Genomic DNA, 15914 nt, shown 5'->3' on the forward strand with positions numbered 1-15914 from the left:
TGTGCCCCACGCCGAACAAAATTTCCCATGAATTCAGACGAATCTCCAACCCAAGAACCGCAACCACAACCAGCCGCCCCAAGCGGTGACGGCGAAGTCGATTTGCCCGTGAATGAGACGGAGTACCAACTTCTATCTCAAACACGAGATTTGTGGCTCGACCAAAATGAACTTCCAGCCCAACTCCCGGCAGAAATAGACCAGCCGCTGGACGAGGAAGATGCCGAAATCGCCCAATTCGTGGACGAAGCAGGCGCAATCGCCCAAATTCCGCCCACCACCGACGATGGCGAATCAGAAAGCCAGATCGCTCAAATCGACCCTCCAACAGACTCCCAGCCAACAGCAACCGCAGAAACGGTAACGAACATCCCAGAAAATGTTACCGAACAGTTGGCAGAGAGAGTCAAAGAATTGCAGCAGCAAGAACAAGCTTTGACTGAAAAAATTGCCGCCTTGGAAGCCGACAAAGCTAATGCTATAGAAGCGTTGGGCCAGGCTCAAGCATCGATCGGGCGTTTGGTACAAGACGGCTTGATTCAATTAGATCAGCGCAAACAAGCGCTACAAATCGAAGTAGAAAAACTCGAACGCCGGCGCGATCGAATTCAAAAAGAAATGCGAACCACTTTTGCCGGCGTTTCCCAAGATTTAGCAATTCGAGTCCAGGGTTTCAAAGACTATTTAGTAGGCAGTTTGCAGGATTTGGCCGCTACCGCCGAACTCTTAGATTTGACACCGCCGGTGCAAGAGACACCCAAGCAAATTCCTGCTGAGGAGTCTCAATCCTCAGCACCGGTAAATCCCAAATTTGCCGAACAGGGATTTCAAGAACAAGCCAAACAAATTCGCCGCACCCTCGATCAATATCGCACTGTCCCCGACTACTACGGCCCGCCTTGGCAACTTCGCCGCACTTTTGAACCCATCCACGCGGAACGAGTTTCTAACTGGTTTTTCACCCAAGGAGGAAGGGGCGCTTTGCGGACTATGGGTTCGCGCTTGCAAAATATCTTGATTACTTCGACAATTATTTCTGTACTTAGAAGCGTCTACGGCGGACGGGTGCGGACTTTGGTGCTCGCCAACAGTCCCGAACGTTTAGGAGAATGGCGCCGGGGTTTGCAGGACTGTTTGGGCATTACTCGCAGCGATTTTGGCCCGGAAAGGGGGATTATTATGTTTGAGTCTGCGGAGGCTTTGGCTCAAAAAGCCGATCGACTGGTGAAAGATGGCAAATTGCCGCTAATTGTCATTGATGAAACTGAGGATTTAATTAGTTTGTCAATCCTGCAATTTCCGTTATGGCTGGCCTTTGCTGCTGATCCGCAAACTTTGATGGCTGCTAAGGATTTTTGATTGGGTAATTGGTAATTGGTAATTGGTAATTGCTAATTAGTAATTGCTAATTGCTAATTATGCTAGGGAAAGGTTGCAAATTTTAAAAGTACACGAAATCTCAAATTAAAAAATGGCTAGCTGGATAATTTTAAATGGCGCATTGCTAATAGCAGCTTATCTGCTGGGATCGATTCCGACTGGGTACGCCTTGGGGAAATGGATGCTGGGAATTGATATTCGAGAGGTTGGTTCGGGTTCGACTGGTGCGACTAACGTACTGAGGACTTTGGGGAAGTGGCCGGGGTTGGGGGTGTTGTTGGTTGATGTGTTGAAGGGGGTAAGTGCGATCGTCCTAATCCGCTATATTTACTCTCTCACTTTTACCAGCCAGCTAGCAACCGCAGCCGGTTTAGAAAATACTGCAACTGTCCTCCCTTGGATGGCAACTTTGGCGGGTTTCTCTGCTGTTTTGGGCCACAGCAAATCAATCTGGCTGGGGTTTACCGGCGGTAAATCTGTGGCGACGAGTTTGGGAGTTTTGCTGGGTTTGTACTGGCCTGTTGGTTTGGGAACTTTCGGAATTTTCGGGATAGTATTTGCGGTATCGCGAATTGTTTCTTTAAGTTCGATTATCGGGGCAATTAGCGTGGCTGGATTGATGTTTGCTTTACATCAGCCGCTGGCTTATGTATTGTTTGGACTGGCTGGCGGCGTATTTGTAATTGTGCGGCACCGGAGCAATATTCAGCGTCTGTTGAATGGTACGGAACCGAGGATTGGAGAGAAATTGGAAACAGCAGCTAGCGATCAATAATTAGTATTGTTATACCGCTGGTTGCAGACGACCATTTCTCTGTCCAATCTTCGATTTAAGCTTTTGCAGGAGGCATTGCAGCGCATTATACAGCTTAGAATCCCTGAGCAGAGATAATACTCCCTTGAATCTCAGCCACACTTACATTTGCCACAAAGCCTACTATGTCGCCGGAATTCCTAACTTTAATTAGAGTGCCTTGACTCTGTATCGGTTGAGGATCGAATACACCGGGCGCGAAAACTTGATTGAAACTTTCTGGTGCATCAAACCCCAATAAGAGTGTCACGTTTGTCACGTATTGCAAGTCTACATCGCTAGCAGTCAAACCGCCTGCCAATCCAATTCGATCGGCACCTACTCTGAAACCGGCAATAGCATCGGCATTATTGACATCTGTAACTCCGGGTTCTGCTTGGAGGACGTACAAGTTGCTGCCCCCGATTTTGATTGAATTATTTTCATTCAAGGCGGCTAAAAAGTCGCGACCCAAACCTCCCACCAGAGTGTCATTTCCGTTACCGCTGCCTAAGAAATCATTGCCTCTACCGCCCAAGAGAATATCGTTTCCCGCATCACCCGTAAGCAAATCTGCATCTTGACCGCCGCTGAGAGAGTCATTTCCCTCATTTCCTTCCAGTAGATCTATTCCTTTTCCCCCAAATAAAGAATCGTTGCCCAACTCCCCGCTGATAAGATCTTCCCCTTCATTGCCAAATATCAAATCATTAGCTGTTGAGCCGGTGACTAGATCGTCACCTCCGAGCATCCAACCTCCTAAAGGAAAATTAGTTGCATCTGCGATCGACAAAGTAACGACTTCGGATGTATTGTCGCCAATTAATCGCCGCTGTTCTGACGGATCGGGTTTTAAAGCCATAAAAAAATCTCCGCGTAAAATCTAAGATGTCAAGATTATTAAATAAGCCCCTCTCAAATTCAATTCATATATTCATAACTTTGAGTTCATAAAAGTCATAACTTTGAGTTCATAAAAGTCATATTTGTGGTACGCTCGACACCAACGAGTGCAGCGAGTTAAGGGGATGGAACAATTTAGGTGTCTGAATCCAGGGGATATTCTGCGCGATCGCTACCGAATTATCGCTAAATTAGGTGAAGGAGGGTTTGCTAAAACCTATACGGCTAACGACGCTTTGGGCAGCCCCGAAAATCCCCTGTGCGTCGTCAAGGAAATTCCGCCTCCTGAATCTAACGATCCGCGGCTGTTGGAGGAAGCACAGCACCAATTTGAAAAAGAAGCTAAAACCCTGAAGTATCTCGATAAGTGTCCGCAGATTCCCAAGTTAATCGATCGCTTTCAAGAACAGGGAAAATTTTACTTAATTCAAGAATACATCGAAGGAAATCCGCTCAACAAAGAACTCGCATCTCTCAGGCCGTTTCAAGAGTCAGAAGTTATTGATTTATTGCAAGATATTTTGTCAGTTTTAGATTGCGTCCACTCTCAAGGTATTATTCACCGTGATATTAAACCATCAAACTTAATCCGGCGCCAGCGTGACGGCAAAATTGTGTTAATTGACTTTGGGGCAGTAAAAGCGATCGGCACTTTGGCGATCGAGGGCGGCCAAATAACTCAAACTCGCGTCATCGGTACAGACGGTTATATGCCAGCCGAACAGTGGAAAAATCAACCAAGATTTAACAGCGATATCTATGCTGTGGGAATCATAGGCATTCAAGCGATCGCAGGCTTAGATATTCAAGACTTTTTTCATGATAAAAAAACTGGGGAACTCGTCTGGCACTACTCAACTGACGATCGCCCGATGGTACAAATTAGCGACAACCTGAAAAAAATTTTAAATAAGATGGTGCGTTATCACTTTAACGATCGCTATCAATCTGTTGCTGAAGTGTTGCAGGATTTGATCTCGCTAACAGCGTTGCACTCACCTGCGCCCCCTTCACAACAACCTCTGCTGCCGAAGCCTCAACGCCAATGGCAAGATACATTGAGAGTCTGCTTGCCGATCGCCAGCGTAGGATGCCTCGGGCTAGCAGCATTTTTAATACACAAAATTTTCACACCTCAAACTTGTCCTTTAATCCAGGGAGATGCTGTGAGTTGCGGTGAGGAAATCCTCATCAAAACATCTGCTTCTCGATTAAAACAATGGGGAGTAAATGATTTTTTTAATGAAAACCATCAATCAGCTTTTAATTTATTAAAACAATCGTGGAACGAAGAAGAACGCAAAGATCCCGAAACTTTAATTTACATGAATAATGCCCTTTTGAAGGCCCAAAAAGCTGATTACTACACCCTGGCAGTTGCCGTTCCGATTAGCAACAGCGAAGCAGGTACTGTCAATTCTGATTTGGCTAGAGAAATGTTGCGCGGCATTGCCCAGGCCCAAACAGAAGTCAACCTAGGACTCTTTAATTCCGATCGCAATAACTACTTTCCCGGTCAAGGTTTTTTAGCAGGGAAAGCCATTAATGGCAAGGGTATTAGAGTCATTATCGCTGACGATGCCAACCTCAAAACAGAAGCAAAAGCTAGGGCGTCTTCACTCGTGAAGCAAACCGAGATTTTGGGCGTCGTCGGTCACTATACTAGCGAGATGACTGTGCATGCAGTCGATACTTATGACGAAAATCACTTGGTCTTAATTTCGCCTGGAACTACAACGGAACAATTAACAGAAAAACCTCGGAAGTTTTTCTTTCGCACTGTCCCTAGACATCAAATTACTGCAGAAAACTTCAAGAACTATCTGATTGAAAACGCAGGTTCAAAAAAAGCGGCGGGTTTCTACTGTCCTGAGATTCAAGCTACTTCTTCATTGTGGGAAGAATTCAGAAAACAGTTTAGACAAGCAGGAGGAAATATTTTCAGCATCACTGAATTCGATTTGTGTAAGAAAAATTTCAACGTTGAACTAGCATTACAAGGAGTAGAACGAAGCGAGAAAACAGCGATCGTCTTAAGTACGAGTCATGTCCCGGATGCAGTCAAAAATGCGATGGCACTTATTAAAGCCAATGGCGATCGCAATTGGGTAGTGGGAACCGGGGGAATCTACAGCCAGAAAACCTTAGAAACTGCCTCCCAGTTACCGTCTTTTGAAAAACTGGTGACATCATCCTCTTGGCATCCTTTAACTGCTAGCAACCGCACATTTGCCGATAATGCTCGAAAGCTTTGGGGAGGAAATGTCAACCACCGCACAGCTTTAACCTACGATGCAACTCGGACGCTAATTAAAGCAATAGAAATCCAACAGCAACCCAGTCGCGAAGGGATGCAGAAAACTATTGCTAGTCCGAATTTTAGCGCCACAGGAGCAACAGGAACTATTGAGTTTGATGCGAACGGCGATCGCCAAAATTTTCACCCGGAGTTAGTGCATATTGTCAAGTGTCGAAAAGAACAGTTTGGCCTCACTTTTGTTCCCGTCAAATATCCGACGGCAAAAGCGGCAGGTTTAAAGTGCGATTGAACTCGTTTATGATTGTTTCTGTGCGTTATTCCTGACTTATTTGCCCAATTCTTGAGAACGCAAACAAGCTGCTTTCACTGCTTCGATTAGGGCAGAACGAAAGCCGCTACTCTCTAATTTAGCAATTCCCGCAATAGTTGTGCCGCCGGGACTCGTAACTTGATCTTTCAATTGTGCCGGGTGCATTCCCGTTTCTTGCATTAGCTTCGCCGTACCGAATACAGTTTGCAAAGCTAATTGAGAGGCGATCGCCCGTGGCAGTCCTGCACAAACTCCGCCATCTGTCAAGGCCTCTATCAAAATTGCTACATAACCAGGCCCGGAACCCGAAAGCCCTGTCACCGCATCCAGCATACTCTCAGGCACTTCTACCACTTCTCCTACGGCCTGAAAGATGCGCTTTACCAATTCTAAATCAGCCGGTTTAACAAGTTTTCCGGGGGCGATCGCGCTCATTCCCGCTCCTACCGTAGCCGGAGTATTCGGCATCACCCGCAGCACTCCCCGTCCCGGAAAAGCTGGTTCTAGCTTGCTCAGTGGCACTCCTGCCAAAATCGACACTACCAGCGCTTCTGGCTGGGAATTAGCCGTTTCTCCATTATTTCCCTGTTTGCGATCGGCCGCCACCGCCAACTCCAAAGCTACCGTATCAAAAACTTGCGGTTTAATCGCCAAAAACAGCACTTCTGTAGCGGCAGCAACTTCTAGATTGCTGGCTGTTGTTCCAATCCCGTAGGTTTCAGTCAAAAATTGGCGGCGTTGAAGTTGTGGGTCGCTCACCAAGATTTCTGAAGGCAAATAAACTTTTTGTGCAATTAAGCGGGATAAGAGAGCTTCTCCCATTACCCCGCCGCCGATCGTACCAAATTTTATGTTAGTCATTAGTTAGTTGTTATTAGTTAGTTGTTATTAGTTAGTTGTTATTAGTTATTTGTTATTAGTTATTTGTTATTAGCCAACTGCCAACCGTCAACTGCCAACTGCCAACAGTCAACAGTCAACAGTCAACAGTTAACAGTCAACAGACTACTGAGCCACTTGAGCTTGTTCTGCCGGCCAGACTGTTGGTGCAGGAGCAGCAGCACGAGGGCGTCCTTGAGCAGGAGGCACTTCGTGAACCACACCAGACTGAGTTCTCACCTGCACGCAGCTAGGCGTAAACAAGAAAATACTTTCGCCAATTCGCTCTTGATGACCGTCAAGGGCATAAGTACCGCCCGCCACAAAGTCCACAGCTCTTTGCGCTTGGTCTGGGTCCATCACCGTCAGGTTCAAAACCACAGACTTCCGTTCCTTAAGGGCTCGAATTGCTGCCGGCATCTCTTCAAAAGTGCGCGGCTCCATTACTACTACTTCCGAAATCCCGTTCATAGCTCCAGGCATTCCAATCACGTTATTCATTACTGACCCTACTCCGCCGGTTGGTGCAACGACATCCATACCTGTCGATCCTACTACTGACCGCTCTCGCATTCTACGATTTTGACGACGTTCTTCTTCGGCTGCTGCGACTGCAGCGGGGTTCGGTTCAGGCGCTTGGTAAAAGTTCTGATAGCGCTCCCCTTCAGTTTCGTCGTACACGTCATCGTACTCAGGCTCATTGTTGATCCCTACAAAATCTCGCAGTTTAGAAAAAATATTCATGATTCACTCTCCTTCACGACTTTGCTGCCCCGACTATACTCGCGTTGCGCGTTAGTCGCGGGTAGCTGACTATTCTATATTTAACCCAAATTGTCTTTATCAGAAGATTTCAATTATTTATCCCCTCCTAGAGCCAAATAAGGTTTGTCCTAGCCGTACCATAGTAGCACCTGCTTGAATTGCCAAATGATAATCCCCCGACATCCCCATCGAGAGCTGCTGCATTTGAATGCAGGGCAAATTTTGCTGCTGGATTTTGTCAGCAAGTTCGCGGGTGCTGTTAAATAATTCTAGGATTTGCGAGTCATCTAATCCCAGCGGAGGAATTGTCATCAAACCTTGAATTTTGATATGCTGACATTTGTTAAGTTCTGGAAGGTCGGCCAGCAGTTCTGGAACGCTCCAGCCGTATTTGTCCGGGTCGGGCAACATTTTGACTTGCAGGCAGACTTGGGGAGAGCAGGACATTTCCCCCGCCAAGCGCGAAAGTCGCTGAGCGAGTTTTAAATTGTCGAGAGAGTGAATCCACTGGAAATGCTCTAGGGCCTTGGCGGCTTTGTTGGCTTGCAAGTGCCCGATCAAGTGCCAGTTGATATCCGGTAAATCTTGCAGTTGGCTTTGTTTTTCGGCCGTCTCTTGAACCTTACTCTCGCCAAAATCCCGGATACCGGCCTCGTATGCTTCGCGGATAGCATCAGTCGGTACCTGTTTGGTAACGGCAATTAACCGCACTGATTCGGGCAAGTCTTGGCGAATGCTGTTAATTCGAGAGGCTATGGTCATGGGTGCTCAACGCTCTTGACTGGAGGGAAGGAAAATTAAGACAGTTACCAATTACCAAATTACTGATTTTCGTTATTGAAATGTGCGCTGGTGAATGGTCTGCAATTGGTCGTACTCGTGATATTGACCGCTGCGACGCAGGGTTCGCAGGCGAATTTCGACCATGAGGCGAGCATCGGAGCGACTGATTGGTTCAAATCTCAGCCCGCCAGGGCCGTTTGTCACCAAAAAAAACAGGCGCTGGGCGTATAGGGTGGTAAATAATTCTTGGCTGTCTTCAACCTGGGATACCCTGAAGAGGAGGCCAAAGTTTGGATGATTCAGGTAAGTTTCGGTAGTCATTCACACTCACAATCGATCAATTTTAGATTAAAGATTTAGATTTTAGATTTTAGTTTCGCTCGATCGCCCGACGGCGTTGTTTGACGGCGGGGTACAAAGGGCGATAGCCGTAGCCGTGCAATAGTCTCCGTCGTGGCTGAGGCTTAATTGCCACTGGCAATTTCCCCAAACAGAGGCTTGTGCTGCTGCGGTTCCGTGCAGTTGCACATTTGGAGCACCGTTTTCGGAGCGCCGAATTTCCACATCTGCATACCGTATTCCCCGCCATCCCGTGCCTAGAGCTTTGACAACGGCTTCTTTTGCTGCCCAGCGCCCCGCTAGCTGGTTGCAGGAAACTCGATTCATTTTACCTTTAATGCTGCTGTGTTGAGAATTTAGTTGCCCGCAATCCCTTTGTTCGGCGGGCGTGTAAACTTTTTCGAGGAAGCGATCGCCAAACCGGTCTAATGCGGCTTGAATGCGGGGAACATAAACGATATCTGTCCCAAGATAGATGTTCAAGGTCTTGGTTCTCTAAATATTTGTCTCCATTACTTTAGCAGTAGTGTGCAACCAATCATTCCTAATGCTTCAATCTAAAATTTATAAGGACTGACTTAGTATTGACGCTTTTGTGGGATATGAGATTCTGCTTTTCAATATCCTCAACAGTCAACAGTCAACAGTCAACAGTCAACAGTCAACAGTCAACTGTCCCAACCCCAAACGAAGCGGGCGCTCCAGAGGACGATCAAGCAGCCGAGGGCGATCCAGTCTCGGATTTTCAATTGCAACTGGTGCCATTCTACCCGGTGTCGATCGGGACTGGTGAAGCCGCGAACTTTCATAGCGCTGGCAATTTGTTCAGCTCGCAGGAGCAAGTTTTCTAACAGCCGCTCCGCTATCATCAACCACACTTGAGCGGCGCTGCGAAATCCGAGTTTTTTCCAGTTTATCGCTCTGGTTCTGACCGATCGCACTAAATTTTGTATTTCTTCCAATACTAGGGGGATGAATCGCAAAGATAAAGTTAATGTTAAGGCTATTTCGGTAATAGGCCAGTTCAAGCGGCGCAAGGGCTGCATTAAGTTTTCCAGGGCGGCGGTAATTTCTTCGCTGGCTGTGGTAAGGAGGTAGAGGTTGGTGCTGTAAATTACTGTGAAAAATAGGGTGCTGACGTTGATAGCTAAATCTAGGGATTTGCGGGTGATTTTAATCGGGCCTTGTTTGAATACAACGTAACGGTAGTTTGTGGGTTGGGGGAGTTGATTTGGGCTTTGGGCTTTGGGATTGGGGATTGGGGAGTTTGAGCCTAAGTTAAAAGATTGGTACCAGGGTTTGGGCTTTTGAGGGGCCCGAAGGGTTGCCGGCTGTTGGGAAAAGGTTAATTCGTCGGCGGGGATGCGGGGCTGGTGTTCTGCGGGGAGTCCGTCGGGGGCGATCGCACTGAGGCCAAATACTAATAGGCAGAATAGCAGCAGCATTCCCATTTGCTGTTTCCACACGCGCAAGGGAATTGCTGCTGTTAGTGTCAGTACGATTAACATTCCTACTAGCATCAACCGCCAGATGGGATTGGCGAGTATTGGTGCAATCAGAAATGTCATCAACCAAGCTAATTTTACGCGGGAGTCTAGCCTGTGAAGCCAGGTTACTGGTTGTTCTAGGTAAAGTCCTATGGGGAGCGATCGAAGTAAGTCCATTTGGCGATTTTAGATTTTAGATTTTAGATTTTAGATGGTCGATTTTAGATGGTCGATTTTTAATAATACTAATTTATTGAACCGCGAAGACGCGAAGGACGCGAAGGAAGAGAATAGAAGGAAGAGAATAGAAAAAAAACGCAATTTGCTTTGGTCGTTAAATTGCGTTTTTTATTGAATCTAAAATCGAAAATTACTTGACGCGCAGTGCTCTGTTTGTTGTGCTCATTTCTGTAGCACGAACTTTTTTGCCTCTCCAAAGTAGCCGCATTGGTGTACCGGTAAAGCCGAGGTGTTTGCGGAATTGGCTTTCCATGTAGCGGCGGTAATTTTCGGTGAAGCGTTTGGGATCGTTGACAAATAGGGCGATTGTCGGTGGCTGCGATCGCACTTGAGTACCGTAATAGATTTTACCTTGTTTTCCTTGGCGGGTAACTGGGGCTGAGTGCCAGGTTGTGGCTTCTTCTATGACTTCGTTAATGACTGCGGTAGGGACGCGGCGCTTGTGTTCGTCGGAGGCTTTGTCTACTAATTCAATGATTTTTTCAACTCGCTGTCCACTCATGGCGCTAACAAAAATCATTTCTGCCCAGTCGAGGAAATAAAGTCGGGTTCTTACTTCTCTTTCGTACTCGTAGATGGTGTCGGAGTCTTTTTCTACGGCGTCCCATTTGTTGACGACTATGATGCAGGCTCGACCTTCTTGGCTGATGCGATCGGCTAATTTTTGGTCTTGATCGGTAACGCCGTCAATTGCGTCAATTACTAACAGTATGACGTTGGCGCGGCGGATGGCTTTGAAAGCACGGTTGATCCCGAAAAATTCTGCGCCGTATTCGACGTTTTTCTTTTTGCGGATTCCGGCTGTGTCGATCAGGCGGTAGGTTTTACCGTTGCGTTCTACTAAGGTGTCGATCGCGTCGCGGGTTGTACCGGAAATCGGGCTGACAATAGCGCGATTTTCTCCGAGAAATGCGTTTAACAAACTCGATTTGCCGACGTTGGGACGACCGATAATTGCTACTTTAATTTCCTCAACTTCTGGTAATACTTCTGTGGGAAGGTAAGTAATTAATTTGTCAAGTAATTCGCCGGTGCCGTTGCCGTGAATGCCGGAAATTGGATAAGGTTCTCCCAGTCCCAATTGCCAAAAGTCTGCTGCTTGGGTAAGCCCTGTATTTTCCGATTCGCATTTGTTGACGGCGAGAATGACTGGGACTTTTTGCAGTCTCAGCCAAGATGCGATCGATTCGTCGCCGCCGGTGAGGCCGGTTTGTCCGTCTACTACGAAAATGGCTGCGCTGGCTTCTGCGAGGGCTGCCATTGCTTGTTCGCGAATTAAAGGCAGAAATTCTGTCTCGTCGTCGAATACTAGCCCGCCGGTGTCTACGACTTGATATTCCCGATCGCCCCAGTATGCTGGTCTGTAAGTGCGATCGCGCGTAATTCCTGCTTCGTCGTGGACGATCGCGTCTTGGGTGTTGGCTAAACGGTTGACGATCGTCGATTTGCCTACATTGGGGCGTCCAATAATAGCAACTATAGGTAGAGACATAAAAGTAGCAGCAATGACGCTGCGCCGTAATTTTGAGGTTTAGCCTTTTATTGTAAGCGAAACTGGTTGAGATTGTATGCGATCAGGCGGCATCGTGTATTACACGCCCTCCGGGGCTGTGCGGCCCGCGCCGCTAACTCCTGGCGACCTCTGGAAACGAGATAAAGTACGATCGGGCTGTTAATCTGGATTACCAGAGGCTGGTAACGATAAATGCTTGCTGCACATTCTCTAAAAATTGCTAAATGGAACGACTTATTTCTGTATTCGGGTTAGCTGTTTTTGTCGGTTTGTCCTACGCCTTTTCAGTCGATCGGCGCGCTGTCAAGTTGCCGCCCGTATTGTGGGGAATTGCTTTACAGCTAATTTTTGCTATTTTAATTCTTAAAACTGCTCCGGGTTTGGCTGTCTTTAAATTTTTGGGAGATGTGGTGACGCAGTTTCTCAATTTTTCTGATGCCGGGGCAAAGTTTATATTTGGAGACAATTTTTCCGAACACTTTATCGCTTTTAAAGTCCTGCCGACTATCATTTTTTTCTCCTCATTTATCACCATACTTTATCACTACGGCATTTTGCAGCGAGTTGTGCAAGCAGTGGCATGGTTGATGATTAAAAATATGAAAACTTCCGGCGCAGAAACGCTTTCTTGTGCTGCGAATATCTTTATCGGGCAAACGGAAGCTCCGCTGTTAATTAAACCTTATTTGGCGACGATGACGCTCTCGGAACTCCATGCTGTCATGACGGGAGGATTTGCCACAATTGCCGGCGGAGTCATGGCAGCTTATATTTCTTTTGGAGTACCAGCTCAACATTTAATTGCGGCGTCGGTGATGTCTGCACCAGCAGCTTTGGCTATTTCTAAATTGCTGTACCCAGAAACTGAAAAGTCGCTGACTGCTGGGGAGGTGGAGGTGAAGGTGGAACAGGTTTATGCTAATGCGGTGGATGCGGCGGCTTCGGGTGCTAGCGACGGGTTGAAGTTGGCGGCGAATGTGGCCGCTATGCTGATTGCTTTTTTGGGTTTGTTGGCTTTTTTTAATGCGCTTTTGGGGTGGTTTGGAGGGTTAATTAGTTTGCCTCAGTTGTCGCTCGAATTAATTTTAGCTTATTTGATGGCTCCGGTTGCTTGGCTGATGGGTGTGCCTTGGGCTGATTGTGCAGCGGTGGGGATTATTTTGGGAAAAAAAACGATTTTGAATGAGTTTATTGCTTATTTAGATTTGATGGAATTGGTGAAACAACAGACGATTTCTGAACGATCGCAAATTATCTCGACTTATGCTTTGTGCGGGTTTTCTAACATTGGCTCGATCGGGATTCAGATTGGGGGAATTGGCGGGATGGCTCCGCAGCGGCAAGGCGATTTGGCTAGGTTGGGCGTGAGGGCGATGATTGCTGGCTCTGTGGCTTGTTTTATGACTGCTTGTATCGCGGGGATGCTGATTTGAAAGTTTTGAGTTTGTAGTTAAGCTGTGCGGTGTTTATGGTGCACCTTACATTAACTCCAGTAAATGTTATTAAATAAAAGTTAAAAAAACCACCAAATTATTTGATGGATGGTATTGCTTTGATGATTGGCGAGGCAAGACATGGAATTTTAGCGATCGGCTATTATTGAAAATAAGCAGGAGTTTAGTTTTTGACGAAAGCTTAAAACAGCAGCTTAAAAATGGAAACTAAATTTCCCTCAAAGCTCAAAACATTAGGTGGTAATATGGCTGTTCTGCAACTAGAAGACGGTAGAACATATACGGATATCCGGGCGATCGCGAATCAACTGGCCGTTTTAAATATTGAGATTGATTCCCTGCCCGCCAACGAAAATCCGGCGTTTCAAGAACTGCTAGTTCAAGACATTCTCAATGTAACAGAAAAACAGCAGATTCTCGCAGCATATAATAGCGAGTTTGAACAGTTTAAGCGCGCCAGCGGATATAAGTGGTGCGACTTAAAAGTTCTGCATCCAGGTTCGCAGCAGATTTACGCGCTGATGACTCAAAGCCATCGCACTCATACCCACACAGATGCAGAAGTTCTTCACATTTTAGCTGGGGAATGCGTTTTTGGGTTTGTGTATTCTAACGGCTCTCAGGTACAATTAATGCTGCAAGCTGAAGAATACATTAAAGTGCCTGCCAATACCGAACATTGGTTTTATCTCACTCCGTCGCTGTACTTGAAAGCCTTGCAGTATTACACCACTGCTCAAGGTTGGGTTCCTCAGTATACTAACAGGAAACTAAAAATTAAAAACTAAATGTAGGGTGCGCTTCGGCGCACCTTCCTCTATCAAAATAGGCGATTATGGCGACACTACAAACAAAGTCTCTCTATAAAAGATGAGGATTAAATGCTTTCTAATTCATTAGGTGCGGCCATTTCAATTTCTTCGCAACGCTGCAAAAGCGCTTCTATTTCTTGAGCTAAAAAAATTACTTCCGGCCACGAAGAACCGTTGATTAAATCTTGAGCATGAGCTAATTTGTTTCTTAATGCTTCTGCTGACTTTAAAAAACGCTCGCCGTAGCGTTTGGATTTGAGCCCCAGCCGATCGACTATTTCAGCCGAACTCAGGATTAAATCTCGCTTGTCGCAGAATTGCAGGTAATCGATTAAGTCAATTGCTTCATTTCGCGATCGCCCCAATTCCCAAAGGTGTTTTGCGGCTAAAATGCGATCGCCCTTAAGCGATTTCTGCCAAGAATCTTGGGGAAAGTAGATCCGCACGATCCGCAATAAATTCATTTCCAGAAGCGTCACCAATCCAAACAGCAGCATCCGCACCGGTGCTTTTTGCAAATCGCCGCAGGTAACGATCCCGTCGATCCTGTTGCTTTCCAATACAAATAATCTCGGTTTTTCTCGCAGCAGCGGCAACAATTCCATCAAAGGAGTCGAAGCGGCAATTAATTGTGAGGGGTGAAAAATTTGCTGGTAGTCGCTGCACTTGCCTGTCTTTAAGTGCGATCGTTCTACATAGCCACAAACCGTGCCATTTTCTTCGATACCGAGTACGTCAAAATCGCGGGCCTCCATCCACGATCGCAATTTGGCTGCATCTTCGCAAGCTGGGACAGATTTCAGCGGTTCCGCGAGGTATTTAACTGTAATGCTGTCTTTGAATAAATCCCGCAAGTCGGCGGAACTTGATTTTAAATGTTTCATCTCATGTCCGGTAATTTCATGAATCGTTGCCCGACAAAATAACAATTAATATTGTAACTGCCAGTAAAGACGCCGTATTAGCGTGGGAGAATCTCAGTTTTATAAAAAGGGTTTTTTAGAAGTGCGATCGTCCCCCTTGCATTCCTGTAAAATCAAAACTGAGATGCAGCCTTACCCAAGGCGTGTCAACAAACACGTTAAACCCTCAGTCTCGCAGCGCTTGAAACCCCTACCTCAAAGCGAAAGTCCTCTTGCATAGGACTGAAAAAAATACTTTTAAACTTATTCTTATTAGTCCTCTTCAGAGGACTTTAGCTATGAGACAGGGAATTCATTCCCTGGCGGAATGCCGGGTGAACGGGAGGAATGGCGGACTAAAAGCTTAAGTTGACACTAATATACCTTACCGTGTCCCTAGAGATTTCATGATATTACTTACTGGCTAATTCCGGGCAATAATGATTGGCGGCAAGGGTGGTAATAATATCGGCATCGGCGAGAAAACTTTCTTTGGCAGTTGGATTGTTGATACTGACAGCTTGCCCGATCGCTCTTAATTTAACTTCCGGCAGAGAAACTCCCGATTTTGCTTCCGCACACATTCTTTTAGCGGCCGCAATTTTTTGACCGGGGGCCCTTCGGATTGCTTGCAGTAAATTGTCCGTGGCTTCTGGAGAGTAGCTTTTTGCTAAGCGTTTGTAGTCTTCGAGAAATTTCCCATCATTTCCTGTCAGCTTAATGTCGGATTCTTGAGGCGAACACAACAAATTTAAGTTAATTACTTCTCCCACTGCATTGACAAGAAAACATCCTTCGCGTTCTTGGGCGATCGCGCTTTGGTTGCTGGGTACAAATTGTATAATAACGGCGGACATAACAGCAGTTAAACGCGAGTAATTTAGCATGGAAATTACGTGATATACTTGGGATTTTTAACCTAGAATGCGGAGCAATATGGCGTTTTTGAGTTAGAGCGTGTCCGGTAAATTAACCGAAATAATTGTAGGGGCGGGTTTCACCAACCATCTATACTTCGGGTGCATCTCAGTTTGGCAAATACATCAAATTGAAAGTTGACCATTGAGATAAGCACAGCGAAGAGCAAGGATAGA

The 15914-nt window shown here is 46.3% G+C and carries 15 protein-coding genes; 5 read left to right on the forward strand and 10 right to left on the reverse strand.

From position 1 onward, the window contains the following. The first annotated feature begins 27 nt into the window (after positions 1-27). Both QUA83_RS10665 and plsY read left to right on the forward strand, forming a co-directional pair. Positions 28-1359: a DUF3086 domain-containing protein gene (locus QUA83_RS10665; protein WP_333293104.1), complete on the forward strand. Its 1332-nt coding sequence runs from the start codon at positions 28-30 to the stop codon at positions 1357-1359. 112 nt (positions 1360-1471) lie between these two features. Then, positions 1472-2155, forward strand: coding sequence for a glycerol-3-phosphate 1-O-acyltransferase PlsY (gene plsY / locus QUA83_RS10670; RefSeq protein WP_333293106.1), 684 nt, complete (start codon positions 1472-1474; stop codon positions 2153-2155). A gap of 94 nt (positions 2156-2249) precedes the next feature. Here the strand turns inward: plsY and QUA83_RS10675 are convergent, their stop codons facing one another. Next, positions 2250-3035, reverse strand: a complete 786-nt coding sequence (locus QUA83_RS10675; RefSeq protein ID WP_333293108.1) for a calcium-binding protein — start codon at positions 3033-3035, stop codon at positions 2250-2252. 166 nt (positions 3036-3201) lie between these two features. On the opposite strand from QUA83_RS10675, the gene QUA83_RS10680 reads away from it, so the two are divergent. Continuing rightward, positions 3202-5625 (forward strand): protein kinase domain-containing protein, encoded by a 2424-nt coding sequence (locus tag QUA83_RS10680; protein WP_333293110.1) that lies wholly within the window; start codon positions 3202-3204, stop codon positions 5623-5625. A 36-nt stretch (positions 5626-5661) separates the two neighbouring features. Here QUA83_RS10680 and proC read toward each other — a convergent pair whose 3' ends face one another. From proC to der, 7 genes are all read right to left on the reverse strand, one after another. After that, the gene (gene proC, locus QUA83_RS10685; RefSeq protein WP_333293112.1) at positions 5662-6507 is read right to left on the reverse strand and encodes a pyrroline-5-carboxylate reductase; all 846 of its coding nucleotides are present in this window, start codon (positions 6505-6507) and stop codon (positions 5662-5664) included. 144 nt (positions 6508-6651) lie between these two features. Then, positions 6652-7269, reverse strand: a complete 618-nt coding sequence (locus tag QUA83_RS10690; RefSeq protein WP_333293115.1) for a cell division protein SepF — start codon at positions 7267-7269, stop codon at positions 6652-6654. A gap of 117 nt (positions 7270-7386) precedes the next feature. Beyond that, positions 7387-8052 (reverse strand): YggS family pyridoxal phosphate-dependent enzyme, encoded by a 666-nt coding sequence (locus tag QUA83_RS10695; protein WP_333293116.1) that lies wholly within the window; start codon positions 8050-8052, stop codon positions 7387-7389. Between the two features lie 72 nt (positions 8053-8124). Continuing rightward, a complete protein-coding gene (gene pipX / locus QUA83_RS10700) occupies positions 8125-8394 on the reverse strand; it encodes a transcriptional coactivator PipX (RefSeq protein WP_333058020.1) in 270 nt (89 codons plus the stop codon). A 42-nt stretch (positions 8395-8436) separates the two neighbouring features. Next, positions 8437-8895 (reverse strand): holo-ACP synthase, encoded by a 459-nt coding sequence (gene acpS / locus QUA83_RS10705; protein ID WP_333293117.1) that lies wholly within the window; start codon positions 8893-8895, stop codon positions 8437-8439. A 185-nt stretch (positions 8896-9080) separates the two neighbouring features. Next, the gene (locus tag QUA83_RS10710) at positions 9081-10076 is read right to left on the reverse strand and encodes an energy-coupling factor transporter transmembrane protein EcfT (RefSeq protein WP_333293119.1); all 996 of its coding nucleotides are present in this window, start codon (positions 10074-10076) and stop codon (positions 9081-9083) included. A 193-nt stretch (positions 10077-10269) separates the two neighbouring features. Next, positions 10270-11631 (reverse strand): ribosome biogenesis GTPase Der, encoded by a 1362-nt coding sequence (der, locus tag QUA83_RS10715; RefSeq protein ID WP_333293121.1) that lies wholly within the window; start codon positions 11629-11631, stop codon positions 10270-10272. A 245-nt stretch (positions 11632-11876) separates the two neighbouring features. Between der and QUA83_RS10720 the strand changes: the two genes are divergently transcribed. Together QUA83_RS10720 and QUA83_RS10725 are read left to right on the forward strand one after the other, a co-directional pair. Further along, positions 11877-13085: a NupC/NupG family nucleoside CNT transporter gene (locus tag QUA83_RS10720; protein WP_333293123.1), complete on the forward strand. Its 1209-nt coding sequence runs from the start codon at positions 11877-11879 to the stop codon at positions 13083-13085. A 221-nt stretch (positions 13086-13306) separates the two neighbouring features. Continuing rightward, complete coding sequence (locus QUA83_RS10725) at positions 13307-13894, forward strand: acireductone dioxygenase (protein ID WP_333293125.1); 588 nt, start codon at positions 13307-13309, stop codon at positions 13892-13894. A gap of 89 nt (positions 13895-13983) precedes the next feature. Here the strand turns inward: QUA83_RS10725 and QUA83_RS10730 are convergent, their stop codons facing one another. Continuing rightward, positions 13984-14802 carry a hypothetical protein gene (locus QUA83_RS10730; protein WP_333293126.1) on the reverse strand — a complete coding sequence of 273 codons (819 nt, stop codon included), beginning with the start codon at positions 14800-14802 and terminating at the stop codon, positions 13984-13986. Between the two features lie 431 nt (positions 14803-15233). Further along, entirely contained in the window at positions 15234-15707 is a 474-nt protein-coding gene (locus tag QUA83_RS10735) for a DUF732 domain-containing protein (protein WP_333293128.1), read from the reverse strand. Positions 15708-15914 lie beyond the last annotated feature (207 nt).

The sequence above is a fragment of the Microcoleus sp. K1-B1 genome, from assembly GCF_036704705.1.
Lineage (GTDB): Bacteria > Cyanobacteriota > Cyanobacteriia > Cyanobacteriales > Microcoleaceae > Microcoleus.

Excerpts from the sequence above, each read along its gene's own strand:
- proC (WP_333293112.1), bottom strand. The coding sequence starts at position 6,507 with ATGACTAACATAAAATTTGGTACGATCGGCGGCGGGGTAATGGGAGAA.
- QUA83_RS10735 (WP_333293128.1), bottom strand. The coding sequence starts at position 15,707 with ATGCTAAATTACTCGCGTTTAACTGCTGTTATGTCCGCCGTTATTATA.
- plsY (WP_333293106.1), top strand. The coding sequence starts at position 1,472 with ATGGCTAGCTGGATAATTTTAAATGGCGCATTGCTAATAGCAGCTTAT.
- pipX (WP_333058020.1), bottom strand. The coding sequence starts at position 8,394 with ATGACTACCGAAACTTACCTGAATCATCCAAACTTTGGCCTCCTCTTC.
- QUA83_RS10730 (WP_333293126.1), bottom strand. The coding sequence starts at position 14,802 with ATGAAACATTTAAAATCAAGTTCCGCCGACTTGCGGGATTTATTCAAA.
- QUA83_RS10665 (WP_333293104.1), top strand. The coding sequence starts at position 28 with ATGAATTCAGACGAATCTCCAACCCAAGAACCGCAACCACAACCAGCC.
- QUA83_RS10690 (WP_333293115.1), bottom strand. The coding sequence starts at position 7,269 with ATGAATATTTTTTCTAAACTGCGAGATTTTGTAGGGATCAACAATGAG.
- QUA83_RS10725 (WP_333293125.1), top strand. The coding sequence starts at position 13,307 with ATGGAAACTAAATTTCCCTCAAAGCTCAAAACATTAGGTGGTAATATG.
- QUA83_RS10710 (WP_333293119.1), bottom strand. The coding sequence starts at position 10,076 with ATGGACTTACTTCGATCGCTCCCCATAGGACTTTACCTAGAACAACCA.
- QUA83_RS10695 (WP_333293116.1), bottom strand. The coding sequence starts at position 8,052 with ATGACCATAGCCTCTCGAATTAACAGCATTCGCCAAGACTTGCCCGAA.
- QUA83_RS10680 (WP_333293110.1), top strand. The coding sequence starts at position 3,202 with ATGGAACAATTTAGGTGTCTGAATCCAGGGGATATTCTGCGCGATCGC.
- QUA83_RS10675 (WP_333293108.1), bottom strand. The coding sequence starts at position 3,035 with ATGGCTTTAAAACCCGATCCGTCAGAACAGCGGCGATTAATTGGCGAC.
- QUA83_RS10720 (WP_333293123.1), top strand. The coding sequence starts at position 11,877 with ATGGAACGACTTATTTCTGTATTCGGGTTAGCTGTTTTTGTCGGTTTG.
- der (WP_333293121.1), bottom strand. The coding sequence starts at position 11,631 with ATGTCTCTACCTATAGTTGCTATTATTGGACGCCCCAATGTAGGCAAA.